25 protein-coding genes are annotated in these 25664 nt (G+C 49.7%); 10 read left to right on the forward strand and 15 right to left on the reverse strand.

Annotated features, from left to right (window positions below):
* Positions 1-29 precede the first annotated feature (29 nt).
* The 6 genes from RRV97_RS02315 to RRV97_RS02340 form a co-directional block, all read right to left on the reverse strand.
* A complete protein-coding gene (locus RRV97_RS02315) occupies positions 30-836 on the reverse strand; it encodes a hypothetical protein (protein ID WP_315611846.1) in 807 nt (268 codons plus the stop codon).
* Positions 837-960: 124 nt separating this feature from the next.
* A complete protein-coding gene (locus tag RRV97_RS02320; protein WP_315611847.1) occupies positions 961-1500 on the reverse strand; it encodes a hypothetical protein in 540 nt (179 codons plus the stop codon).
* A gap of 72 nt (positions 1501-1572) precedes the next feature.
* Positions 1573-1821 (reverse strand): acyl carrier protein, encoded by a 249-nt coding sequence (locus RRV97_RS02325; RefSeq protein ID WP_003680823.1) that lies wholly within the window; start codon positions 1819-1821, stop codon positions 1573-1575.
* A gap of 12 nt (positions 1822-1833) precedes the next feature.
* Complete coding sequence (locus RRV97_RS02330; RefSeq protein ID WP_003680822.1) at positions 1834-2094, reverse strand: phosphopantetheine-binding protein; 261 nt, start codon at positions 2092-2094, stop codon at positions 1834-1836.
* Positions 2091-2849, reverse strand: coding sequence for a lysophospholipid acyltransferase family protein (locus RRV97_RS02335; protein WP_315611848.1), 759 nt, complete (start codon positions 2847-2849; stop codon positions 2091-2093). Before RRV97_RS02335 ends, RRV97_RS02330 begins: the two co-directional genes overlap by 4 nt.
* Complete coding sequence (locus RRV97_RS02340; protein ID WP_315611849.1) at positions 2846-3607, reverse strand: beta-ketoacyl synthase chain length factor; 762 nt, start codon at positions 3605-3607, stop codon at positions 2846-2848. Before RRV97_RS02340 ends, RRV97_RS02335 begins: the two co-directional genes overlap by 4 nt.
* Positions 3608-3780: 173 nt before the next feature.
* Between RRV97_RS02340 and RRV97_RS02345 the strand changes: the two genes are divergently transcribed.
* The 3 genes from RRV97_RS02345 to RRV97_RS02355 all read left to right on the forward strand — a co-directional run bounded on the left by RRV97_RS02345 (position 3781) and on the right by RRV97_RS02355 (position 6229).
* Entirely contained in the window at positions 3781-4206 is a 426-nt protein-coding gene (locus RRV97_RS02345; protein WP_410505877.1) for a thioester dehydrase, read from the forward strand.
* Between the two features lie 65 nt (positions 4207-4271).
* Positions 4272-5000: a 3-oxoacyl-ACP reductase FabG gene (gene fabG, locus RRV97_RS02350; protein WP_003680817.1), complete on the forward strand. Its 729-nt coding sequence runs from the start codon at positions 4272-4274 to the stop codon at positions 4998-5000.
* Positions 4994-6229 carry a beta-ketoacyl-ACP synthase gene (locus RRV97_RS02355; protein WP_315611851.1) on the forward strand — a complete coding sequence of 412 codons (1236 nt, stop codon included), beginning with the start codon at positions 4994-4996 and terminating at the stop codon, positions 6227-6229. The genes fabG and RRV97_RS02355 overlap by 7 nt, the downstream gene beginning before the upstream one ends.
* Positions 6230-6323: 94 nt before the next feature.
* Here the strand turns inward: RRV97_RS02355 and RRV97_RS02360 are convergent, their stop codons facing one another.
* The 6 genes from RRV97_RS02360 to rluD form a co-directional block, all read right to left on the reverse strand.
* A complete protein-coding gene (locus tag RRV97_RS02360; RefSeq protein ID WP_315611852.1) occupies positions 6324-6848 on the reverse strand; it encodes an RDD family protein in 525 nt (174 codons plus the stop codon).
* Positions 6849-6939: 91 nt separating this feature from the next.
* On the reverse strand, positions 6940-7359 hold the full coding sequence (locus RRV97_RS02365; protein WP_003746427.1) for a hypothetical protein: 420 nt from the start codon (positions 7357-7359) through the stop codon (positions 6940-6942).
* 147 nt (positions 7360-7506) lie between these two features.
* Entirely contained in the window at positions 7507-8508 is a 1002-nt protein-coding gene (gene holA / locus RRV97_RS02370; RefSeq protein ID WP_315611853.1) for a DNA polymerase III subunit delta, read from the reverse strand.
* Positions 8508-8987 carry an LPS assembly lipoprotein LptE gene (gene lptE / locus RRV97_RS02375; RefSeq protein ID WP_315611854.1) on the reverse strand — a complete coding sequence of 160 codons (480 nt, stop codon included), beginning with the start codon at positions 8985-8987 and terminating at the stop codon, positions 8508-8510. Before lptE ends, holA begins: the two co-directional genes overlap by 1 nt.
* Before the next feature lie 120 nt (positions 8988-9107).
* Positions 9108-9878, reverse strand: a complete 771-nt coding sequence (gene pgeF / locus RRV97_RS02380; RefSeq protein WP_315611855.1) for a peptidoglycan editing factor PgeF — start codon at positions 9876-9878, stop codon at positions 9108-9110.
* Between the two features lie 83 nt (positions 9879-9961).
* Complete coding sequence (gene rluD, locus RRV97_RS02385; protein ID WP_308111717.1) at positions 9962-11086, reverse strand: 23S rRNA pseudouridine(1911/1915/1917) synthase RluD; 1125 nt, start codon at positions 11084-11086, stop codon at positions 9962-9964.
* Between rluD and RRV97_RS02390 the strand changes: the two genes are divergently transcribed.
* The 5 genes from RRV97_RS02390 (at position 11085) to pflA (ending at position 18243) form a co-directional block, all read left to right on the forward strand.
* Positions 11085-11888: an outer membrane protein assembly factor BamD gene (locus RRV97_RS02390; protein ID WP_004519923.1), complete on the forward strand. Its 804-nt coding sequence runs from the start codon at positions 11085-11087 to the stop codon at positions 11886-11888. The two genes, rluD and RRV97_RS02390, sit on opposite strands and share 2 nt — an antisense overlap.
* A gap of 321 nt (positions 11889-12209) precedes the next feature.
* On the forward strand, positions 12210-13367 hold the full coding sequence (locus tag RRV97_RS02395) for an ATP phosphoribosyltransferase regulatory subunit (protein WP_315611856.1): 1158 nt from the start codon (positions 12210-12212) through the stop codon (positions 13365-13367).
* 43 nt (positions 13368-13410) lie between these two features.
* Complete coding sequence (locus RRV97_RS02400) at positions 13411-14709, forward strand: adenylosuccinate synthase (protein ID WP_314589926.1); 1299 nt, start codon at positions 13411-13413, stop codon at positions 14707-14709.
* Positions 14710-15012: 303 nt separating this feature from the next.
* Positions 15013-17298: a formate C-acetyltransferase gene (gene pflB, locus RRV97_RS02405; RefSeq protein WP_315611857.1), complete on the forward strand. Its 2286-nt coding sequence runs from the start codon at positions 15013-15015 to the stop codon at positions 17296-17298.
* Positions 17299-17436: 138 nt separating this feature from the next.
* Entirely contained in the window at positions 17437-18243 is an 807-nt protein-coding gene (pflA, locus tag RRV97_RS02410) for a pyruvate formate lyase 1-activating protein (protein ID WP_315611858.1), read from the forward strand.
* A gap of 66 nt (positions 18244-18309) precedes the next feature.
* Here pflA and RRV97_RS02415 read toward each other — a convergent pair whose 3' ends face one another.
* Positions 18310-20022, reverse strand: coding sequence for a proline--tRNA ligase (locus tag RRV97_RS02415; protein WP_315611859.1), 1713 nt, complete (start codon positions 20020-20022; stop codon positions 18310-18312).
* Between the two features lie 496 nt (positions 20023-20518).
* Here RRV97_RS02415 and fghA point away from each other — a divergent pair, with 496 nt between their 5' ends.
* Positions 20519-21367 (forward strand): S-formylglutathione hydrolase, encoded by an 849-nt coding sequence (gene fghA, locus RRV97_RS02420; RefSeq protein ID WP_315611860.1) that lies wholly within the window; start codon positions 20519-20521, stop codon positions 21365-21367.
* A 95-nt stretch (positions 21368-21462) separates the two neighbouring features.
* Here fghA and recA read toward each other — a convergent pair whose 3' ends face one another.
* Both recA and aroA read right to left on the reverse strand, forming a co-directional pair.
* Entirely contained in the window at positions 21463-22509 is a 1047-nt protein-coding gene (recA, locus tag RRV97_RS02425) for a recombinase RecA (protein ID WP_003680794.1), read from the reverse strand.
* A 147-nt stretch (positions 22510-22656) separates the two neighbouring features.
* The gene (gene aroA / locus RRV97_RS02430) at positions 22657-23949 is read right to left on the reverse strand and encodes a 3-phosphoshikimate 1-carboxyvinyltransferase (RefSeq protein ID WP_315611861.1); all 1293 of its coding nucleotides are present in this window, start codon (positions 23947-23949) and stop codon (positions 22657-22659) included.
* 299 nt (positions 23950-24248) lie between these two features.
* Between aroA and cysG the strand changes: the two genes are divergently transcribed.
* Positions 24249-25646, forward strand: a complete 1398-nt coding sequence (cysG, locus tag RRV97_RS02435) for a siroheme synthase CysG (RefSeq protein WP_315611862.1) — start codon at positions 24249-24251, stop codon at positions 25644-25646.
* The last annotated feature ends 18 nt before the right edge of the window (positions 25647-25664 follow it).

Consider the following 25664-nt stretch of genomic DNA (forward strand, 5'->3'; position numbering starts at 1 on the left):
AATAATCGAAAAATGTATTAATAATTAAATTATGAAGAGCTTTTAGATTTAAGTTGCTCTATTTCGGAGCGTAAATTCTCATTTTCATTAAATAGTCTATTATTTTCAGAGTTTGCTTCTTGTTGGATGAGGTAAAGCTGTTCATCGTGTTTGTGCATCATCTCGTTATAATCAATTTGTGCTTGAGCCTGCATCAATGAAATTCTCTCTTCTAATTCAGCTTTTAAATCTTCGATTTTTCTTTCATAGTCTGCATGAATACTTCCTACTTCATTACTATGTATTTCTTTAAGGCTATCTATTTGATTGTTATGATTTTTTGATATTCTGTTCATTTCTTCTAATAAATTGTTTATTTGAGAATCTTTGTCACGCAACTGATCATTAAGGCTTCTGTCAGTGGCATTTTTATTTTGTAAATCTCTAAATTTTTGCTCTGTCTTTTCAATTTCTATTTTTCTTTTTCTAATTTCAGTTTCTATATCGGCTTTGATATTAAAATTTTTCTTTTTTACCCAGGAAAGAATTACATTAACACCAAGCTGTATAAGAGGAAATAAGATTGTGTAGATAATTGTTATAGCTAAGGCAAATAAAAAGCTTAGCCAAAGGGGATGAGTGCTAAAATTTTGTTCAATCAAATTAATTTTATTGTCTATTACTAAAATTCTTTCTTCAATTGTTTTTGTAGAAAGTAGAAAAATACTAATTGGTTTCCAATAAATCCATATCTTAAATACCAAAAAAGCAATGAAAAATGTAATAAATGTAGGAGTTTTTATTTTTTCCTCTTGCACTTTTAAAAAATTGGATAGTAATTCTTTTATAGTTTCCATAATGGTGGATAGCAAATATTGTGATTTCAAAAATCAAGATAATCAGTGATTGGTATAGATTGTAATCATCATTTTTGTAATGGAAGGTAAGGTAAAAGCATGTATATGATGCTTTTCAGACGACCTACACCTTCAATACGGCTTTCCGATATACCCACTCTCCGGCAAATAAGATTCCCATTAACACATAAGACACGATGCCGGTATAAGCCGCCCACCAATCGTAATATTGCAAGCCTGCCAAAATGGCGGCGGTTGCGCCGTTTAAGATAAAGAACGCGCACCAGATTTGCGTAACGCGCCGGGTGTGGCGCACGCCTTCGGGCGGCAGGTCGGGGTGTTGCAGTCGGGCGAGGCGTTCGATAACGGTTTGTTTGGCAAACAGGCTGCCGCCGAAAACGGCAAGCATCAGCGCGTTGACGGCGACGGGATACCAATACATCGAGTCAGGCCGTCTGAAAACCAGTACCGCCGCAAAAAAAGCGGCAAGGATAATCGCCGTAATGCGTTGGGCTGTGGTTTGCGGCATGGCGGCGCGTATCAGCCATAACACACACATGGCCGCTGCAAGCCAGAAAAATGCGCCGTTTTCCCTGCCGTAATACCATAGGAGCGGATACGCGAGGCTGGCAAGGGTCAGTAGGAGTTTTCCTAATATTTTCATGGTTGCGATTGATTTTCAGACGGCCTTGCGGATTGACAAGGCCGTCTGAAAATATGCTGATTCAAAGCAAAATCAGGAATCTTGTTGTACTTTCAAAACCGCTTGAACCACGTCTTCTACGGTACGCACATTGCGGAAGTCTTCGGCTTGCAGTTTGCGGCCGGTTTCGCGTTTGATGTGGTCGATAAGGTCGATGGCATCGATGCTGTCGATTTCCAAATCTTCGTAGAGGTTGGTTTCGGGTTTGATGCGTTCCGGTTCGATTTCAAACAGGTTAACCAGTGCATCGGTCAGCAGGGTGCGTACTTCTTGTTCGGTCATCTTCTCTCTCCCTTATGCTTGGCGGCTCTTGACGAACTCGGCCAGTGTTTTGACGTTGGCGAAGTTTTCGCGCAGGTTGTCGTTTTCACCGTCGAGCTGGAAGCCGAAGGTTTTTTGTACGGCCAAACCAAGTTCCAATGCATCAACCGAATCCAGACCCAGGCCGTCGTCGCCGAAAAGCGGATCTTCGCTGCCGATGTCGGCAACGGTAATGTCTTCCAGACCTAAGCTGTCGATGATTAATTGTTTGATTTGGTTTTCTAAATTGCTCATGTGGTTTTCCTTGTAAAATAGTCTTGCAGGTATTCGTTTAAACGCCTTGCGGCGATGGGCAGGGGTTTTTCCGCCAGCCATTCTTCCGGCAGGATGTCGTCGCCGACGGTAATTTCATAATGAATTTTTTGTGGTGGGATTTTGTACCACGGTTGCCCCTTTTTGAAATTGGGCGGCGTCATCTTGATGCACACGGGCGTGATGACCGATGCGCTGCGCAAACCGAGCGATACGGCGCCGCGGTGCATTTTAACCTGTCCGTCCCAACCTGTGCGCGTGCCTTCGGGGAAAATCAGCATACTTTGCCCGCTTTTGAATACGGCGTCGATTTCTTCCAACATTTCCATGCTTTCGTCGTTGGGGATGTAGCCTGAAGCGATAATTTGGCTTTTCATGCTGGGGTTGTGCAGCAGGTCTTTTTTGACCAACACGTTCGGGTCGGGGAAGTGGCTGATCAGTAAAACAACATCCAAAAGCGAGGGATGGTTGGCAAGGATGAGCTGACCGGGTCTGCCGAGTTTTTCCAAGCCGTTGAAGCGGACGCTCAATACGCCTGACCATTGCAGGTAGCCGACAAAGAAACGCCAAACTTTGCCTATCATGCGTCTTGCTTCAAGTTGGCGTTTGATCTCGCCTTTAGTGGACTTGAGCGTATAGGGCAAGAGTGCGATTTTGAACAATACGCCTGCAACGCCGAAGAGGATGAAGCCGAAGAGTGTGGCAAAAAAGCGACGGAAATAGTCTAAAGTCTTCATGCGTTTTTCTGCCAGTGCCAGTTTCTACCGATATAGTGTTGCGTGTGTTGTCGGCCGTCTGAAAGCAGGAAGCGTACCCACTCCAAGCTGCTCCAATAGGGCTCGACTGTTGTATCGTTAAGGTTTTCAGACGGCCTTGCGGATGCGGTTTCCAAGCTTAAGGTATAGTCTTCGCCCTTTGTGATTACCAGTGCCAATGCATAGGCAAACGGCGCACGTGTAGCCAAGACGGGATAGTCTTCGGACAACGGATCATCGGCGACAATCACTAAAACGGATGGCGCGCCGTCTTGCAAAAGCGCAAATGCCTCGGTCAGCGCGGTTTCAAAGGAATCGGCGGCAACGGCCAAGGCAGTATGCTCACTCATGTCTTTACGCAACATCGACCATTGCCCAATCGTTGCGTTGTGGACGGACAGGCCGAATGAGGTCGGCGACACGGTATGCGTGTTCAAAAGCTCTTGCCACAATTCAAAGCTGCGGTTGCTTTCGCCGTCGTGCGAAACGTACACCGGGACGCTTTCAGGATATTGGTCGGCCAGATTCCATGCGGCATCGCAAACCAAGCGTGCCGCTTTTCCCAGGCGGCGGCGTTGCATTGGCGGTAAAAAGGAGAGCGCGGGTTTGCACTCCGGCAGTGAGGCGGTATCGAGTTTTCCCTGCGCCCAGTCCTGCCATTGCTCCGGCGTACTGATTTTGCTGGAGGAGGCCTGCCATGCGGCGATATTGAAGCTGAAACGGCAAACGTTTTGAGGCATGATGTCTTTCAATGTTTTACATTTTCATACATTGTAATGAAATGGGTTAGTAAAAGCTAGGCTCTGTTATAATGCATATTGTAACGTAATTTATTCCCGGATGACATTTTATGCCTTCAATACCGAGTGCCCCGATTTATGATGTAGCTTCGCTGCTTCCTCACAGCGGACATATGGTGCTTATCGATTGTGTGAAAGAATTTGGCGATGACTACACGGTTTGCCGTGCGCCGGTTGGCGACAAGCATATTTTGCTGCAGGACGGCGTGTTGCCGTCTATGGCTTATATGGAATTGATGGCGCAGGGCATAGGCGCGTTTGCAGGCATTGAGGCTTTAAAGGCCGGAGAGCCTGTACGCTTGGGTTTTTTATTGGGAACGCGCAAGCTGGATTTGTTTGCCGATTCCGTGCCTGTCGGTACTGAGCTGGAAGTCAGGGCGCATGTGTCCATTCAGGATTTGGGCGGCATGGGTGTATTTGATTGTGAGTTGCGCTGGACGGACGCGCCGGAAGATGTGAAGCCTCTGTTGCCGCCAGACGGTTTGCTGGCAAAAGCCTCTTTAAATGTGTACAGTCCTAAAGACGGTCAAGTCATTTAAACCGTTTACAAGGCCGTCTGAAAAGACAAAGATTCAGACGGCCTGTCGATATAGTGAGAAAACGTATGAGTGAAACTATTTTAATTACAGGGTCTAATCGCGGTATCGGCAAAGCCGTCGCACTCGGTTTGGCGCAGGACGGTTTTGATATTGTCGTCCACTGCCGCAGCCGCCGCGATGAAGCGGAAGCTGTCGCGGAAGAAATCCGTACATTGGGTAGAAATGCACGCGTGTTGCAGTTTGACGTGTCCGACCGCGAAGCCTGCCGAGAAATTTTGACTGCCGACATTGAGGCAAACGGCACATATTACGGCGTGGTGCTGAATGCCGGCCTGACGCGCGACAATGCGTTTCCTGCGTTTACAGATGATGATTGGGATTTGGTGCTGCGTACCAATTTGGACGGTTTTTATAATGTGTTGCACCCTTTAACCATGCCGATGATCCGCCGCCGCAAAGCCGGACGGATTGTGTGCATGGCATCGGTGTCCGGTTTGACGGGCAACCGCGGTCAGGTCAATTACAGCGCGTCCAAAGCGGGCTTGATCGGCGCGGCAAAAGCTTTGGCGGTTGAATTGGCAAAACGAAAAATTACCGTTAACTGCGTGGCACCGGGCCTTATCGATACCGATATTATCGATGAGAACGTACCTGTCGAAGAAATCTTAAAGGCCGTCCCTGCCGCACGCATGGGATTGCCGGAAGAAGTGGCGCATGCGGTGCGTTTTTTGATGGATGAAAAAGCGGCGTACATTACGCGCCAAGTGATTGCTGTGAACGGAGGTTTGTGTTGAATACCAGAAGAGTCGTAGTAACAGGTATCGGCGGTATTACCGCCTTCGGCCGTGATTGGCAAAGTATTCAGACGGCCTTTAAAGCCGAAAAAAACGCAGTCAAACACATGGACTGGAGCGAACGCTTTCCTGAATTGGAAGCGCAACTGGGTGCACCGATTGAAGGCTATTCCTCTCCAGAGCACTGGACGCGCAAGCAGCTCAGAAGCATGGGGCGCGTGTCGCATTTGTGTGTCGATGCGGCGGAACAAGCCTTGACGGATGCGGGTTTGCTGGGTGATGAAAGCATTACAGACGGTCGTATGGGCGTGGCGTGCGGTTCGTCTGTCGGCAGTACCAAAGACATCGGTGATATGGGCGAACTTTTGCTCACCGGCACATCGCGCAATTTCAACGCCAATACTTATGTGCGCATGATGCCGCATACGACTGCCGCCAATATCGGCATTTTCTTCGGTTTGAAAGGCCGCATTATCCCGACTTCGAGCGCGTGTTCTTCGGGCAGCCAAGGCATTGGTTATGCTTACGAAGCGATTAAATACGGCCTGATTGATATGATGCTGGCGGGCGGCGGCGAAGAGTTTTGTCCGTCCGAAGTGTATGTATTCGATTCACTTTATGCCGCCAGCCGCCGCAACGGTGAACCCGAACTGACGCCGCGCCCTTACGACAACGCTCGAGACGGCTTGGTCATCGGCGAAGGCGCAGGCATTTTTGTATTGGAAGAATTGGAACACGCCCGTGCGCGCGGTGCGAAAATCTATGCCGAGCTTGTCGGCTACGGTGCCAACAGCGACGGCAGCCACGTTACCCAGCCGCAAAAAGAAACCATGCAAAAATGTATGGAGCTTGCGCTGAAAGATGCCGGTATTACGCCTGATAAAGTCGGCTATGTCAGCGGCCACGGTACGGCGACCGAAAAAGGTGATATTGCCGAAACATTAGCGACTGAAGCGGTGTTTGGTTTTGTGCCTATGAGTTCGCAAAAAAGCTATCTTGGCCATACACTCGGCGCGTGCGGCGCATTGGAAGCCTGGTTTACTATCGAAATGATGAACAGCGGCTGGTTTGCGCCGACCGTCAATTTGGAAAACATCGATCCACGTTGCGGTAAGGTGGATTACATTCAAACAGGCGGACGTGAGATTCAAACCGATTATGTGGTCAGCAATAACTTTGCTTTTGGCGGCGTCAATACTTCGCTGGTGTTCAAACGTTGGCAAGAATAATCATCGCTTGATGTTATGATTAAAGGCCGTCTGAAACGTATCTTGAGTTTCAGACGGCCTTTATTTTATTTAGAGCTTGAGATGCTTGCGAATTTTATTCGTTTGTTTTCTTCTGATTTAAATCCACCAGCCTTGTTCCGGCCAAGAAGTCATAGAGGAACTGGCGGTCGGGATGGAACAGGGCGAAGCCCCATGGCAGGATGAGCCAAATGAGCGCGGCGCCGAATGCGCCTTTGGGCGGGATATTGAGCAGATGGCGCAATCCGGCGTAGGCAAGCAGGGGGATGAAAACAATAAAAATGCTGGCCCAAATAAAGCGCAGGCGCAGTTGCGGCAGGGATGGCTGAGTGTCGTTTTTATCGGCCAAACCGATTTTCCATGTCTGCATGGCGAGGGTTTGGCCTTTTTTGTGCCAGTTGGCGCGGAAGTAGAGCCACCATGCGTAGAACAGAATCAGGCAGGTTGCCAGCATGGACAGGCGCGTGGAAACGGGATTGAGAAAGATGGCGACAATACCTGCTGCAAGGGCGGCAATGCTGGTCACGGCTCCGGTCAGCAGAAGTTCGTAAACCAGTGCGGCGAGGCGGCGTTTGAGTGAGGCGGTGGGAAGACGGGTCATAATGCGATGGAAACGGAAATGGGTTTGATGGCAATAAAAACAGGCCGTCTGAAACGGAGTGGGATGTTCAGACGGCCTGTTACTGTCGGGATTAGCGATGTGGACGTTTTTGACCGCGTGCTTGTTGGGCAGCCATTTGGTTCATTTCCTGACGGGTCGGACGTTTTTTAAAGATGGCGTGCGCTTCGTCAACGGAACATTTTTGCGACAGGCAAACCAAGGTAATTGCGTCTTTTTGATGTTGGCCGCCGCTGTGGTACATACGGCGCAGGTTGGCTTCGTTGATACGGCCTTTTTCCGGATCGATGTCGAATTTTTTCAGGCGCTCGAGGAATTGGCGTTGCTGACGGCGCGAAGTCCAAACGAAACCGCCTGCGGCAGCGGCCACGATGATGACGGCCAACAGGATGGCCAGCGGCCATGAATCGACGATCAGAACGATGATGAGGCTTAATACGGCAGTGGTTAGCAGGGCCAGGCCGCCGATGCGAAGTTTGGTTTTATTATCCATACGGTTGGTGTTTCCTTGTTTTTTGCTGGAAGAGGCCGTCTGAAATGCGAGGTTCAGACGGCCTGAATTTGAGTTTACGCTATTTTACAGTATTTTCTGTTTTTGGGGCGTATTACGTGCAAGTTTCTTGACGCGTGGCAACGGTTTTCAAGCGGCCAGCGAGGTAACGAGTTGTTTGAACTCGGTCCATGCATCGCCATCTTCCGCACCTTTGATGATGCGGTCGATTTTGGCGCAGGTTTTGAGCGCGTCGAGCAGGCGGTTGATGGAAATGCGTTTGGCCGCCATCGGTGCAAGGGTCTGTTTGTCGCCCCATAAACGCAGGCTGTTGCGCAGGCTTTGGATGTTTTGTCCCTGCTTGAGTGCGGCAGTCAGGCGGATTAGGGTGCGTATGTCTTCGGCAACCGCCCACAACAGCAAAACCGGCTCTTCGCCTTCTTCTTCCAAACCGTCCAGTAAACGGGAAACGCGCAGGGCATCGCCTTTCATCCATGCGCCTGCCAGTTGGAATACGTCGAAGCGGGCGACGGTGGCAACCGCGGCTTCTGCGTCGGCAATATTGATCAAATGGCCTTTTGGGTGGAGCAGGGCGAGTTTTTCGATTTCCTGACGGGCGGCCAAAAGATTGCCTTCGACGCGCTCGGCAAACAGGGCGAGTGCTTCAGGTTCGATGTCCAAACCCTGCTGTTTCAGACGGCCCTGTATCCATTGCGGCAAAGCATGTGGTGCAACGGCTTTGGCTTCTAAGACGATGCCTTTTCCTGCCAATGCGGAAAACCATTTGGACTGGATTTGCGCCTTTTCAAGCTTGGGCAGGAGGATGAGCGTAACCGTATCTTCGGGCAGGCGTTCGGCGAAGGCTTGCAGGGCATCGCCTCCGTTTTTGCCGGGTTTGCCGTTGGGAATATGGATTTCCAGCAGTTTCAAATCGGCAAACAAACCTGCGCTGCCGGCGCTTTGCAACAGCTCGTTCCAGTCAAAATTGTTTTCAGCGGTATAGACTTCGCGGTTGAGATAACCTTGTTTTTTTGCGGCTGCGCGCAGCGTATCCAAAGCCTCGATGCGCAACAGATCCTCTTCACCGTGGATGATGTACAACGGCTTGAGCGGCGTATCGGGGCGCAGGCTCTCAATGGGCGCGGCAGCCATTATTGCGCTTTCAGGAAAGTCAGGCGGCGGACGATTTGATCTGCGGCGTCGATGCGCATTTCAGACCAAATGGTTTCTTCCTCTTCCTGTTTGCCCAAAATTTCGCTGTCAGCGTAGTCCATGGTGCGGTGAACCTTAATTTCCATCGGTTCGCCAACCGGCTCGCCGTTGCGGAAGGCTTGTGCTTTGACAGTCATGGCCAGCAGGTATTCGTTGACCGCGGCGGCGCGGGTGATGGTGTAGATATCGCGGCGTTTTTGGAAGTCGACAACGCGCAGGGTGATTTGTGATTCGGCTTCGCTAACCGGATGGCCGTCGGCACGGCGTAAGGCATTTTCCAGCGCTTTTTGCATGACGGCTCCGCCTTCTACATGCCAGTTCTGATAAGGCAGCGGCTGAGAAGTCACGCCTGTACCCTTCAGGTGGAAACCGCAAGAGGCAAGCAATAGGGCGAGTGCGGGCAATAGGATTTTTTTCATTGGATATTCCTTCGTTGAAACCGGTTACGGTATCGTCGGATTATAACGAATAATGTTTAGGCCGTCTGAAACCGTAAACGGAAAGTATTTCAGACGGCCTTGTCTTTGATGGCGCAAATCTTATTTTTCCAACCAAATCAGGCTGACCATGCGGCCGGTTTGTCCATCGCGGCGGTAGGAGAAGAAAGTATCGCGTTCCAAGACGGTGCAATGGGTGCCGCCATAAATCATGTTCACGCCTTCACGGTGCAGAACCATGCGCGCCAAAGCATAAATGTCGGCAAGGTATTTGCCGCTGCCGATGTCTTCAAACGCATCGGCAGCTTCCGGCATGGGTGTGCAAAACGCATCAAATACATCTTGTCCCACCTCAAACGCATCAGGGCCGATGGCAGGGGCGAGATAGGCCATGATTTCCAAAGGCTCGACCTTCATTGCCGCAATGGTGTTTTGCAAAACACCGCCGGCCAAACCGCGCCAACCTGCATGGGCCGCTGCAACCACCGTCCCTGCTTTGTCGCAAAACAAGACGGGCAGGCAATCGGCAGTCATTGAAGCACAGGCGACTGTCCCCGTCGTATCCACCGAGGCATCGGCGTCAGGCGTATTGCCCAACGCTTCGGCGGCGTTCACAACAATGGTGCTGTGGATTTGATTGAGGTAGGCAACGGGCAGGCCGACTTGTTCCTGCACGATTTCACGGTTGCGGAGCACGGCTTGCAGATTGTCGCCGACGTGCGAACCGACATTCAGGCTGCGGTACACGCCTTCGCTGACACCGCCGTTGCGCGTGGTAATAAGCGTTTTAACATTGGCAGGGGCAGGCCAGTCGGCAGTCAAAAAGTTCTTGCCTTGGGGGGCGAGGTTTAGGGTTTCTGTGATGGTTTTCATAAAATCTTTGAATCGCTGAAATATTGGAACGGATTGATTTCAGACGGCCTCAAATAATATTTTAGGCCGTCTGAAAAATAGGTTTAATCCCTTACATAAACGACTTCGACATCGTAGTCGTCTTCATTCCAATCGTCGTCATCGTCCGTGCCGAATTTCTCCTGCCATTCTTCCTCATTACTTAAAGACGAATCCAAACCGGCTTCCAGACGTAGGACGGAAAGCAGGTGGTACATATCGTCAGGCATAGGCGCTTCAAAAGAAACGGTTTCACCGGTTTTCGGATGGACAAAGCTCAAGCGGTAGGCATGCAGGGCTTGGCGCGCTCCGAGGGCTTTGACGGCTTCTTTAACCGCGTCGCTGCACGGGTGGCGCAGGTTGCCGTAAACAGGGTCGGCGGCCAGCGGATGGTTGGCTTCGCGCATATGGACGCGGATTTGGTGCGTGCGGCCGGTTTCGAGCGAGCATTCGATGTAGCTGTGTGCCAGATAACGTTCCAACACTTTGACGTGGGTGATGGCAGGTTTGCCGCCGAATTTGACGACTGCCATTTTCAGGCGGTTGTGCGGATCGCGGCCGATTTGGGTTTCGATTTTGCCGTCAAAAGGAACGATGCCGTTGGCGATTGCGCGGTAAATGCGTTTGACTGTGCGCTCTTGAAGCTGTTGAACCAGTGAGTTTTGTGCCGGCAGGGTCTTGGCGACCACCATCAGGCCGCTGGTTTCTTTGTCCAAACGGTGTACTATGCCCGCACGCGGCACTTGGCTTAATTCGGGACAGTGCGCCAGCAGGCCGTTGAGCAGGGTGCCGCTCCAGTTGCCTGCGGCAGGGTGGACGACCAATCCGGCCGGTTTGTTGATGACGATGACGGTATCGTCTTCATAAATGATGTTCAAATCCATCGGTTCGGGCGTGAACGCGAGGTTTTCTTCGCTCGGACGTACCGTAACGGCAATCAATTCACCGCCTATCATTTTGTCTTTGGGTTGAGCGGGCTTATCGTTTACAATGACTGCACCCTCTTTAATCCACGAACTCAGGCGGCTGCGCGAGTAGTCGGGCATGAGTTTGGCCAATACGGCATCCAGCCTTCCGCCCGCCATTTCGAGCGGAACGGTCAAATTAACACAACTTTCTGTTTCGGGGGATGACGGAAAGTCTAAATCATCGCTATAATCGGCTTCGTTATCAAAGGAAGTATTCTGCATGAAAAAAATTCTTTTAGTAGTTTCTTTAGGTTTGGCACTGAGTGCCTGCGCAAATAAAGGCACAATCGATAAAGACGCCCAAATTACTCAAGATTGGAGTGTGGAAAAGCTTTATGCCGAAGCGCAAGACGAGTTGAACAGCAACAATTATACGCGAGCTGTCAAGTTATACGAAATTTTAGAATCCCGTTTTCCAAACGGCCGCTATGCACAGCAGTCCCAGTTGGATACGGCGTATGCCTATTATAAAGACGATGAGCCGGAAAAAGCCTTGGCTGCCATCGCGCGTTTCCAACGCCATCATCCGCAACATCCGAATATGGACTACGCGCTGTACTTGAAAGGTTTGGTCCTGTTTAACGAAGACCAGTCTTTCTTGAACAAGCTGGCTTCCCAAGACTGGTCTGACCGCGACCCGAAAGCCAACCGCGATGCTTATCAGGCGTTTGCCGAGCTGGTGCAACGTTATCCAAACAGCAAATACGCTGCCGATGCAACCGAACGCATGGCCAAGCTGGTGGACGCTTTGGGCGGTAACGAAATGTCTGTGGCGCGTTATTACATGAAACGCGGTGCTTATGTTGCAGCGGCCAACCGTGCGCAAAAAATCGTCAGCCGTTACCAAAATACCCGTTATGTCGAAGAAGCTTTGGCGATGATGGAATTGGCGTACAAAAAACTGGACAAGCCGCAACTGGCCGCCGATACGCGCCGCGTTTTGGAAACCAACTTCCCGCAAAGTCCGTTCTTGCAACACGAATGGCGATCTGACGATATGCCTTGGTGGCGTTACTGGCGTTAAGCGTCGGGTTGTTCAGGCATGAATAAGGCCGTCTGAAAATGATGCATCTATGCATTTGGTTTTCAGACGGCCTTTGTTTTTAATGTTTTTTTACGTTTCCTGCAAACAGGGTGCAAAATTTGTTTTAATATGGTAAAGTCTGATTTTAATAACTCGACGGTTTGAAGCCGTCACTCAGGGGCTGTTTAAATTTAAAATCAGTTTTGTTGAAGCCGCATCGGATGTGCCGTCGATGCATTCAGGAAAATTTCAGTCGTCAGGCTGATTTGGTTTTAAATTTAAGCAGCCCTTTGTGTTTACAAAAAACAGAGGTAGATTCTCATGAAGTCTTGGCAGCTTCCTGAACACGTCGCCGACGTATTGCCGACCAATGCGCGACAATTGGAAAGCGCCCGTGAGCGGCTGTTGGCTTTGTTCCGCGTGCATGGTTACGAATTGGTGCAGCCGCCGTTGATGGAATACAGCCATTCCTTATTGACGCATATCGATGCCGGGTTGTCTTTAAAAACCATTTTGGTCGTCGATCAGCTCAGCGGCCGCCAGCTCGGTATCCGCGCGGATATTACGCCGCAGGTGGCGCGCATTGATGCTCACTTGCTTTCCGCCAATCAAGGCATCAACCGTTTGTGCTATGCCGGTTCAGTGCTTCATGCGCGGCCTGACGGATTGCTCAATATGCGCGAGCCTTTGCAGGCCGGTGCGGAAATGTACGGCTTGGAAGGTATTAAAGCGGATATTGAATTGATTGATTTGATGCTGAAAAGCATGAAGATTGCCGATATGGGCGAAGTTTTACTTTCGCTGGGTCATATCGGCGTATTCCGCGCATTGGCAAATGCCGCGCATTTGGATGAGCAGAAATCGGCAACTTTGTTGTCATTGATGCAGGACAAAGATGCCGAGGCTGTCAGCCAGTTGGTCAAAGAATGGAAACTCGACGGCATGTGGGCAAAAGCGTTTTCACTGTTGCCTCGACTGTACGGCGGTCGCGAAGTGCTGACTTTGGCCCGTGAGAAATTACCTGAATTATCCGCAGTCAGTGCGGCGCTGGATGCATTGCAGGCCGTATGCGATGCGTTCCCAAATCAAAAAGTGCATATCGATTTGTCGGAATTGCGCGTTGACAATTACCATACCGGCTTGCTTTACGCAGCCTATGGTTCAAATCTTTATGATGCCGTGGCACGCGGCGGCCGTTATGACGGATTGGGTGGATACTTCGGACGCGCGCGTCCGGCTGCCGGATTCAGTTTTGATTTGCGCAGCTTTATCGGCCGCCTTCCCGCTATCGGACGGGAGTCCGTGGTGGCGGTTGATGTCAAAGACATGCCTGCGGCTCAAGAAGCGGTAGATGCTTTGCGCGAACAAGGACAATGTGTCGTTATCGATTACGGTATCGGCTACAACGGTTCGGAAGAGGTTACAGGCCGTCTGAAACAAATGGACGGCGTTTGGAAAGTAATCGATTTGAATGATTGAGTTTTATTTTGAAATTTTGTATCTGAAATAAGGTTAGATAGCTATGGCTAAAAATGTTGTCGTAATCGGTGCCCAATGGGGTGATGAAGGCAAAGGTAAGATTGTTGACTGGCTGGCGGAAGAAACCAGCGGTGTTGTACGTTTCCAAGGCGGCCACAATGCCGGCCATACTTTGGTCGTCGGCGGCAAAAAAACCATTTTGCGCCTGATTCCAAGCGGCATTTTGCATGAGACTTTGGACTGCTTTATCGGTTCGGGTGTCGTGGTTTCTCCTGAAGCATTGTTGGGTGAAATCGACGAATTGAACGCCGCCGGTGTGAAAAACGTTGAAGGCCGTCTGAAAATTGCGCCGACCTGCCCATTGATTCTGCCTTACCACATTGCGCTTGATCAAGCACGCGAAGCTTCACGCGGTAAAAGCAAGATTGGTACAACCGGCCGCGGCATCGGCCCGGCTTATGAAGATAAAGTTGCCCGTCGTGCGATTCGCGTGGTGGACTTGTTGCACCCTGAAAAACTGGTTGAAAAACTGGAAGCTGTTTTGGCTTATTACAACGTTCAGTTGCAACACCTGCACCATGCCGAGCCGGTAAAAGTTGAAGACGTGATGGCGGTCATTGAAAAAGTTGCACCGCGCATTACGCCGATGATTACCGATGTTTCCCGTGTTTTGAACGAGAAAAACCGCAAAGGCGAAAGTCTGTTGTTTGAAGGCGCGCAAGGTACGTTGCTGGATATCGACTACGGTACTTATCCGTTTGTAACTTCCTCCAACTGCTTGGCTGGTGCCGCTTCAGCCGGTGCAGGCGTGGGCCCGCAAATGCTGGATTACGTTTTGGGTATCGTTAAAGCCTATACCACCCGCGTGGGTTCCGGCCCATTCCCGACTGAATTGTTTGACGAAGTGGGCGCAGGCTTGGCTGAGCGCGGTCATGAGTTCGGCTCCGTAACCGGTCGTGCGCGTCGTTGCGGTTGGTTTGACGCGGCTGCGTTGAAACGCTCCATTCAAGTTAACGGCATTTCCGGCATGTGCATTACCAAGCTGGACGTGATGGACGGTATTGAAAACATCAATATCTGCGTAGGTTATGAGTTGCCTGATGGCAGCAAAACCGACATTCTGCCTTGCGGCTCTGACGCGGTGGAAACCTGCAAACCGATTTACGAAACCATGCCGGGTTGGAGCGAGTCGACTTTCGGCGTGAAAGAGTACGACAAGCTGCCTGAAAACGCTAAAGCTTACCTGAAACGTATTGAAGAAGTTTGCGGTGCGCCTGTGGCCATTGTTTCAACCGGTCCTGACCGTGAAGAAACCATTGTTTTGCACCATCCGTTTGCTTAATTGATGAAGTGAATAAAGGCCGTCTGAATTTTTCAGACGGCCTTTATATATGCAATGCAATAAAAAATCAGCCCTGAAGAACACCTGTTTTCAGGGATGAATTTTGTATTTTACGCTGTTTTTAAGTACGAATGTTTGGAAAGTGAGATGTAGTGCCAAGTAACAATTATTCTCATTGACGTAAATCAAGAAAAACCAAATCTGTAATTTTATTTCACAAAAACCCCTGTAAATAAATGGGTATTGATGTTATCCTTTCAGAAAATTTACAGTCTATATTTTCAATAAAATTAGGAGCTTGATATGTCAAATGATGTTCAGCAACGTCCTGCCGCTTGGGAAGGTTTTGTCGGTGGCAACTGGGAAACCAACGTAGATGTCCGCGATTTTATTCAAAAAAACTACACGCCATATGAGGGCGACGCTTCATTCTTAGCGCCTGCAACCGAAGCCACAACCAAGCTGTGGGCGGAAGTGATGGAAGGCATCAAGGTTGAAAACCGTACACACGAGCCGTATAAAATCGACGCACAAATCGTCTCCGGCATTACCAGCCATGCTCCAGGCTATATCGACAAAGATTTGGAAACCATCGTCGGCCTGCAAACAGACGAGCCTTTGAAACGCTCCATCATGCCGTTTGGCGGTTTGAAAATGGTGCAAGACGCGTGCAAAGTGTACAACGTTGAATTGAATCCCGAAGTCAGCGAAATTTTCACCAAATACCGCAAAACCCACAACCAAGGCGTATTTGACGTTTACACTCCCGACATCCGCCGCTGCCGTAAATCAGGCGTGATTACCGGCCTGCCGGATGCTTATGGTCGTGGCCGTATTATCGGTGACTACCGTCGTGTTGCATTGTACGGTATCGACTTCTTGATGAAAGACAAACTCAACCAGTTCAACTCACTGCAAGCCGATTTGGAAAACGGTGTGGACTTGGAAGAAGTCATCCGCCGCCGCGAAGAAATCAACGAACAATACAAAGCCTTGGGTCAAATGAAAGAAATGGCGGCTTCTTACGGCTACGACATTTCCGGCCCTGCAAAAAATGCACAAGAAGCCATCCAATGGACTTACTTTGCCTACCTCGCTGCCGTTAAATCTCAAAACGGTGCGGCGATGTCCTTCGGCCGTGTGTCTTCTTTCTTGGATATTTATATCGAACGCGACCTGAAAAACGGCGTAATTACCGAAACCCAAGCGCAAGAATTCATTGACCATTTGGTGATGAAACTGCGTATGGTTCGTTTCCTGCGTACGCCCGAATACGATCAACTCTTCTCCGGCGACCCGATTTGGGCAACCGAATCCATCGGCGGTATGGGCTTGGACGGCCGTACCTTGGTAACCCGCACCAACTTCCGCGTGCTGCACACCCTGTACAACATGGGCCCGTCTCCAGAGCCGAACATTACTGTATTGTGGTCAGAACAACTGCCGCAAGGCTTTAAAGAATTCTGCGCCAAAGTATCCATCGATACTTCGTCCATCCAATACGAAAACGACGATTTGATGCGCCCTGACTTCAACAGCGACGACTACGCCATTGCCTGCTGCGTCAGCCCGATGGTGGTCGGCAAACAAATGCAGTTCTTCGGCGCTCGCGCCAACTTGGCGAAAACCCTGTTGTACGCAATCAACGGTGGCGTGGATGAGAAATCTAAAGAGCAGGTTGGTCCGAAAACCGAGCCGATTATGGACAAAGTTTTGGACTACAACACTGTCTTTGAGCGCATGGACAAATTCATGGATTGGTTGGCAACCCAATACGTTACCGCGCTGAACATTATTCACTACATGCACGACAAATACAGCTACGAAGCCGCATTGATGGCGTTGCACGACCGTGACGTGAAACGTACGATGGCTTGCGGTATCGCCGGTTTGTCTGTGGCAGCCGACTCATTGTCCGCCATCAAATACGCCAAAGTGAAACCGATTCGTGATGAAAACGGTATTGCCGTTGATTTTGAAATCGAAGGCGAATACCCACAATTCGGTAACAACGACGACCGCGTGGACGACATCGCCTGCGACTTGGTGGAACGCTTCATGAAAAAAGTGGCCACCCACAAAACTTATCGTAACGCCACTCCGACTCAGTCCGTACTGACTATTACCTCCAACGTTGTTTACGGTAAGAAAACCGGTAATACTCCAGACGGCCGCCGTGCAGGCGCTCCGTTTGGTCCGGGTGCAAACCCAATGCACGGCCGTGATGTCAACGGTGCAGTCGCTTCATTGACTTCCGTAGCCAAACTGCCATTTGAATTTGCCAAAGACGGTATTTCCTATACCTTCTCTATTATTCCTGGCGCGTTGGGTAAAGACGAGCATTCCCGCGAACGCAACCTTGCCGGTCTGATGGACGGTTATTTCCACCATGAAGACGGTATTTTGGAAGGCGGCCAACACTTGAACGTCAACGTATTGAATCGCGAGACTTTGGAAGATGCGATGCATCATCCGGAGAAATATCCGCAGTTGACTATTCGTGTGTCCGGTTATGCGGTTCGCTTCAACTCACTGACCCGCGAACAACAACTTGACGTGATTACCCGTACGTTCACAGAAACCATGTAATCCGGGGGGCGAAACAAACCAGAAGCTAAATTTGCATTTGGTTTGTTTTGAAACAAAGCTCCAAGGCCGTCTGAAATGTTCAGACGGCCTTTATTATCGTACAATCCATATAAGCAAAAACATTTTGAGCCGAACACTATGTCCACGACTTTTGCGATCACTCCTGAGCTGGAACTGAAAAACCTTGGCCACCGCCACTATAACGGCAAAGGCATTATTCATTCGATTGAATCTTGCGGCGCTGTCGATGGTCCGGGTTTGCGCTACGTGCTCTTTTTGCAAGGTTGTCTGATGCGTTGCCTTTATTGCCATAATCGCGATACTTGGGATTTGCATACCGAGCAGGCGCAGGAATTGGATGTGGCAACCGTGATGAAGCAGGTCATGACCTATCGCCATTATCTGCGTGCGACAGGCGGAGGCGTAACGGCAACCGGCGGCGAGCCATTATTGCAATATGAGTTTGTACGCGACTGGTTTACGGCCTGTCGGGAACACGATATCCATACCTGTCTCGACAGCAATGGCTATGCTTTGCACTATGATTCGATTTTGGATGATTTGCTCGATCATACCAATTTGGTCATGCTCGACTTGAAACAAATCGATCCTGAAATTCATAAAGTGCTCGTCGGTATTCCCAATACCAAAACGCTGAAATTCGCGCGCTATCTTGCCGAACGCAATCAGCCGACACGGGTGCGTTATGTGGTTGTTCCCGGTTATACCGATGATGAGCGGTCGGCGCATTTATTGGGCGAGTTTATCGGTGATATGGATAATGTCGAAATGGTCGAGCTTTTGCCGTATCACGAATTGGGTGCACACAAATGGGCTTTGTGCGGCGACGAATACAAATTAACAGGCGTACATCCGCCGCCTAAAGAAACCATTTTGAAAATCAAAGAAATATTAGAGAGTTACGGAAAAAATATTATTTATTAAAACAGAAAAAGGCCGTCTGAAACGAAATAATCAGTTTCAGACGGTCTTTTCATGATTGAAAAAGACTTAAGCGTTCAATGCGGCCAAAACCTTGGCGACAACTTCTGATACTGCAACGGCTTGAGCCTGATTGTCACGGCGCTCGGCATATTCGACATTGCCTTCTTTTAAGGCGCGATCGCCGATAACGATGCGGTGAGGAATACCCAACAGCTCGGAGTCATTCAGCAACACGCCTGCACGTTCGTCGCGGTCATCCAACAATACATCCGCGCCTGCGGCCAGAAGCTCAGCATAGATTTTGTCGGCGGCTTCGCGTACAGCTTCTGATTTTTTGTAGTTCATCGGCACGATAACGACTTCAAACGGCGCCATTGCTTTGGTCCAAACAATGCCTTTTTCGTCGTTGTTTTGCTCGATAGCGGCGGCCACAACGCGGGTAATACCGATACCGTAGCAGCCCATTTCCATGATTTGGGATTTGCCGTTGTTATCCAAGAAGCTGACGTTCATGGCTTGGGTATATTTGTCGCGTAATTGGAAAACGTGGCCGACTTCAATACCGCGCGCCAGTTTCAGACGGCCTTGTTCGTCAGGACTGATGTCGCCTTCGATGACATTGCGTAAATCGACAAATTCAGGCTCGGCAGCATCGCGGCCGAAGTTGAAGCCGGTATAGTGGTAGTCGTCTTCGTTCGCGCCGATAACCCAATCTGCGCCTTTTTCGGTGGCGAAATCGGCATAGACTTTGCCTTTGAAGCCGACAGGGCCGAGAGAGCCGCCGTTTGCGCCGAACTGTTCAACAATCGCGGCAGGGCTTGCCATGGTCAGTGGCGATTTCACGCCGGCCAGTTTTTCCGCCTTAATATCGTTAAATTCATGGTCGCCACGCAACAGCAGTAGAATGAGTTCGCCTTCGTTTTCGCCTTCGACTACGATGGATTTAAGGGTTTGTTCAACCGGAATATTGAGGAATTCAACCAAAGACTCAATAGTTTTGACATTTGGCGTATGTACTTTGGTCAACTCAGCTTGAGCAGCAGCGCGTTCGCCTTTAAGCGGCAAGGTAGGTGCCAGCTCGATATTGGCGGCGTAATCGGAAGTATCGCTGTATGCGATAACGTCTTCGCCGCTTTCAGCCAATACTTGGAATTCGTGAGAGCCGGTGCCGCCGATGCTGCCGGTATCTGCGGCGACGGGGCGGAATTCCAAACCCAGACGGGTAAAGATACGGCAGTAAGCGTCGTACATATCCTGATAGGTCGTCTGAAGCGAGGCATAGTCGGCATGGAAGGAATAAGCGTCTTTCATGACGAATTCGCGCGCACGCATCACACCGAAGCGCGGACGTACTTCATCGCGGAATTTGGTTTGGATGTGGTAAAAGTTTTTCGGCAGTTGTTTGTAGCTGTTGACTTCTTTGCGTACGATGTCGGCGATGACTTCCTCACAGGTCGGACCCATGCAGAAATTGCGGTCATGACGGTCTTTCAGGCGCAGCAGTTCTTTACCGTAAAACTCCCAGCGGCCGGATTCCTGCCATAGCTCGGCAGGTTGTACCACCGGCATCAGCAGCTCCACGCTACCTGCGCGGGCCATTTCTTCGCGCACGATATTTTCAACTTTGCGCAATACGCGCAGACCCATCGGCATCCAAGTATAAAGACCGGATGCGTTGGCTTTGATCAAACCGGCGCGAATCATCAGCTTGTGGCTGGCAAGTGCGGCTTCGGCAGGAGCTTCTTTAAGGGTAGAAATGAAGAACTGGGAGGCTTTCATGGCGTATTTTTCTTTCTTAAAAATAAGTGCGTATTGTAACGCAAAATGTATGGCCGCGTGTCTTTTGAATGGCATCTGATGAAATCGGCCGTTGTTTTACACAGCTTTTGATTCGGGGCGATTTTTAGGGATGTCAACCCTAATTTATACACAAAGTCGCATAACCTTGTTTTACCTATAAATTTTCACTGTATGATTATAGTAAAATCTTATAAATATAACTATTTGATTTTATTGAATTTTATTTGATTAAATTTTAGTCAGTTTAAGACTTGGTTTGTTCCTAAAGAAAATTTTACGATTACCCAAAGCTTATCAACAGATTTATCCACAGAGATTGTGTATAGATTTTAAATGCTGTCGGCGTAATGATTTCGCATGATTGGCAAGCCTTGATTAAAGCGGATTTGGTCGCCTTAAAAAGATGGGGCAACAACACGATGGGCGGGTTTTGCGCTAACATTCTGCTTATTGTTGTTTCCTTACAAGGAATAAAATGAAAAATTCAGAATTGCATTTGCTGGAACGCAGAAAGATGTTTAACGGGTATCAGGAACGCTACCGCCATTTTTCTCAAACCTGCCGGACGGATATGGTATTTGATATCTATCTGCCGCCACAAGTCTTAAAAGGCTATCCAGCTCCTGTTTTATATTTCCTTTCCGGCTTAAATAGCGATGGTTCTGAATTGGTTCGGCAAAGCGGAATCCAACGTTTTGCGGCGCAATGGAATATTATTGTGGTTTTTCCGGATACCTCGCCACGCGGTCAGCATGTTGCCGATAGTGAAGAACATTATCTTGGACAGGGCGCCGGATTTTATGTCAATGCAACTGAAGCACCTTGGGCGCAGCATTACCAAATGGAAAGCTATATCAGCCAAGAATTGCCTGATTTGATCGAGCATCATTTCCCGGTAACGAAAGAGCGCAGCATTGCAGGTTTCAGCATGGGCGGGCATGGCGCGCTGCAGTTGGCTTTGAATCATCCCGGTCGATATGCTGCGGTTTCAGCCTTTGCGCCTTTATGTCATCCCATCGATACGGAAGGCGGCAGGCAGGCGTTTTCAGCTTATTTGGGTCAAAACGTAGAAACATGGAAACGCTATGACAGTACAGAACTGCTTCAGACGGCCTCGCATAAATTGCCTGTTTTGATTGATGTCGGTAGTGAAGATACTTTGTACCCTGAAGTCCTGCAACCCGAAGGATTTGTCCGCTCAGCACGAGAAAAAGGTTTCGCTATCCAATATAAAGTCCGTCCGGGCTATGGCCATGATTATTTCTTTATTGCCAGCTTTATCGATTCGCATATTGAGTTTCACGCTCAGGCATTAGGGCTTTAAACTATATTAAATAAAAGGCCGTCTGAAATCCGATTAATGGTCAGATTTCAGACGGCCTTTATTTGGTCTTTTTTGACCTTTTATTTCAAACAGATTTATTCCTCGGGACGTTCGCCGTCGGTATCGTCCAATTTGCCTTCGGTAATATCGACATTGATACCGACTGCTGCACGGATTTTGGCGTCGATTTCGTTGGCGATATCAGGGTTTTCTTTCAGCCAAACGCGTACATTGTCTTTACCTTGGCCGATTTTTGCGCCGTTGTAGCTGTACCATGCGCCTGATTTTTCAACGATGTCATGTTTAACGCCCAAGTCGATCAATTCGCCTTCCCAGCTGATGCCTTCACCGTAAAGAATATCGAATTCGGCTTGACGGAACGGAGGTGCAACTTTGTTTTTGATGACTTTGACTTTGGTTTCGTTACCAATCACATCATCGCCTTTTTTAATCTGACCGGTACGGCGGATGTCGAGGCGGACGGAGGCATAGAATTTGAGCGCGTTACCGCCGGTTGTGGTTTCAGGGCTGCCGAACATCACACCGATTTTCATACGGATTTGGTTGATGAAGACGACCAGTGTATTGGTGCGTTTGATGTGGCCGGTCAGTTTGCGCAGGGCTTGGCTCATCAGGCGGGCTTGCAGGCCGACGTGGCTGTCGCCCATTTCGCCTTCGATCTCGGCTTTAGGTACAAGTGCGGCTACGGAGTCGACAACGACCATATCGATACCGCCGGAGCGTACTAAGGTATCGCAGATTTCCAATGCCTGCTCGCCGGTATCCGGTTGGGAGAGATAGAGTTCTTCGACTTTTACGCCGAGTTTGCGGGCGTAAATCGGGTCAAAAGCATGCTCGGCATCGATGAATGCGCAGATGCCGCCATTTTTTTGGCATTGGGCAATGGCTTCGAGACAGAGTGTGGTTTTACCGGAGGATTCCGGGCCGAAAATTTCAACCACACGGCCGCGGGGCAGACCGCCGACGCCGAGCGCCAAGTCCACGCCGAGGGAGCCGGTGGAAATAACATCAAGGTTTTCTTCCTGTTGGCTGCCGTCCATTTTCATGATGGAGCCTTTGCCGAAGTTTTTTTCGATTTGGGCAAGAGCTGCGGCTAAGGCTTTGCTTTTTTCGTCTGACATGTTTTCTCTCCGAAAGGAAATATGAATCGCTAAGAATTTATTTAGCTATTATCGCACAAATTAAGAAAAAGTATAGTTTTATTTTTATTTTTCAGACGGCCTGTGTTTTTTGTATGCAACAGGCCGTCTGAAATGTTGAATAATCAATCAGTTGGTCAATGATGCAAAAACTTGGAAATAGTCGGGGAAAGTTTTATGCGTACATTTCGGGTCGTTGATGATGACGGGGACGCCCAAAAGTGAAACCAGCGAGAAACACATGGCCATACGGTGGTCGTCGTAAGTATCGATGACGGCATCGGGGGTAAGCGTTTCGGGCGGTGTAATATGGATGGCTTCGGCTTCTTCAACGACTTCTGCACCCAGTTTGCGCAGTTCGGTTGCCATGGCGGCGATACGGTCGGTTTCTTTGACGCGCCATGAGCCGATATTACGCAGGGTGCAGGGTTGTTTGGTGGCCAATGCGACGATGGCTAGAGTCATGGCCGCGTCTGGAATATGGTTGGCATCCAAATCAAAAGCTTGAATCTTGCGCTCGGCAGGACGGGAAATTTCTACAAAATTTTCGCCCCAAATGACATCTGCGCCGATTTTTTCCAATTCACGCGCAAAGGCAACGTCGCCTTGAATACTGTGTGCGCCGATGCCGGTCACGCGGATGGGTGTACCCGCAATCAGGCCTGCACCCAAGAAGTAAGACGCGCTGGAGGCATCGCCTTCTACATATAAATGTTCGGGCGCATGATATTTGGCACCGGCCGGGATTTTAAATACACGGTAGTCTTCATTGATGATGTCCACACCGAACTGCGCCATCAGCTTGAGCGTGATGTCGATATAAGGTTTGGAAATCAACTCTCCTACCATGTGGATTTCAAATGCTTGTCCGGTCAAGGGCAAAGCCATCAGCAGGGCGGTCAGGAATTGGCTGGAAACATTGCCTTTAATCGGAATAACGCGCTCGCCGTTGTCTTGGCGTTTACCGATCTGAAGCGGAGGGTAGTTTTCATTGCCTAGATATTGTACGTCCGCGCCTGCAATGCGTAACGCGTCCACTAAATCGCCGATGGGGCGTTCGTGCATACGCGGTACACCATGCAGATGATAGTCGCCGCCCAAAACGGCAAGTGCGGCAGTCAAGGGGCGGAATGCCGTACCGGCATTGCCTAAAAACAAATCGGCGGATTGGTTGGGAAAACGGCCGCCGGTGCCATGAACTTTCAGACGGCCTTCGGGTAAAGATTCAATTTGCACGCCGAGTTTGTCGAGTGCTTCAAGCATTCGGTCGGTATCGTCGGATTTGAGCAAAGAATGGATTTCGCAAACGTTGTCGGAGAGTGCGGCCAAGAGCAGCGTGCGGTTGCTGATGCTTTTGGAACCGGGCAGGGCAACGGTGGAGGGCTTGAGTGTGGAAGCGGGCAGGCGGATGGATTCGGTCATGGCTGGGCTAAGCTCGTTTGAATTGTAAATAGACCGATATTATACGCAGGCAAAGGCCGTCTGAAAAATGAAGAGAGCGCAATTTATTTGTGAAAAAATGAATTTTTATATCGTTACACTATTTTCCAGTCGTTTATTTTGAAATTTTATGCTCCTGTTTTGTGTTTGCCGCTATAACTTATTTTGTTGTGGCAGGTATATAACCAAACACCATAAGAAAATCAGAAACCATTCTTTCCTATTTTTTCAGACGGCCTTTAATATCGGCGGACAATCATTGATAAAGCAAGAACACGACCATGAGCCATTATCCTTTGTTTGCCGATTTGAAAAACCGCCCTGTTTTGCTGGCAGGTGCGGGCAAAGTTGCCGAGCGTAAGGCGGAAAGCCTGTTGTCTGCCGGAGCGCACGTGCGCGTTGTTGCGGAAACTTTGAATCCTCAGTTTCAGCAATGGGCGGATGAAGGGAAAATAGTTTGGCTGGGTGGCTTGTTTGAAGAAGCCATGCTGGACGAGGTGTATTTCGTTATTGCGGCAACGGATGACGGTGTGTTTAACCGCCGTGTTTTTGAAGCGGCGGAACGACGGGCGAAATTGTGCAATACGGTGGATACGGCGGATTTGTGTTCGTTTATCGTGCCTGCCGTGGTGGATAGGGGGCCGTTGAAGATAGCCATATCCAGTGGCGGTACTGCGCCTGTATTGGCGCGGAAATGGCGGCAGATTATTGAAACATTGATTCCGCTGCATACGGGCACGATGGCGCGTATTGCCGGAAAATGGCGCACAAAGGTTAAACAGACTATTCATCATGTCGAACGCCGCCGTTATTTTTGGGAAAAGTTGTTCGACAGCCGTTTCAGTATTTTTGCGGCTCAAAACAATATTGAGGCAGCAGAACGCGAATTGATCACGCAATTAAACCGGGAAACGCCGTTTGGCGGCGAAGTGGTTTTGGTGGGCGCAGGGCCGGGCGATCCGGGCTTGCTGACCATACATGCTTTGCAGGCGATTCAGGCTGCGGATACCGTGTTTTACGATGCTTTGGTGTCGGATGAGATTTTGGCGATGGTGCGTAAAGATGCGGTGAAAATCAGCGTGGGCAAACGCGCTGGCGCGCATCATGTCCAGCAGGAAGAAACCAACCGTCTATTGGTTGAACACGCTCAAAAAGGCGAGCGCGTAGTGAGGTTGAAAGGCGGCGATCCGTTTGTGTTCGGGCGTGGCGGGGAGGAAGTGCAAACCCTGCATCAGGCCGGAATTGCCTACCGCATTGTGCCGGGCATTACTGCCGCGCTTGGTGCCACTGCTTATGCCGGTATTCCGTTAACCCATCGCGATTGTGCGCAAAGTGCGTTATTTGTGACCGGCCACAGCAAACACGAGGGCAGCCAGCCCGATTGGCAGACTTTGGCTTTAAGTCGCCAAACATTGGTGATTTATATGGGGACGCTTAAAGCGACCGAGATTGCGGAAAAACTGATGGCTTATGGCAGACAGCCTTCTACGCCTGTCGCTGTGATTTCCAATGGGACTTTACCGAATCAAACCGTGCGGACAGGCCGTCTGAAAGATTTGGGCTTGCTGGCTGCCGAAGCGGAGCGTCCGGCTTTAATGGTGATTGGGGAAGTGGTTGCCTTGCGCAATGAGATGAAATGGTTTGGAGAAGGTATCGAATATTTCGAAGAAGCCGCGTAAAGAGAATGGATTAAATCA

Source organism: Neisseria sp. DTU_2021_1001991_1_SI_NGA_ILE_055 (assembly GCF_032342915.1).
GTDB lineage: Bacteria > Pseudomonadota > Gammaproteobacteria > Burkholderiales > Neisseriaceae > Neisseria.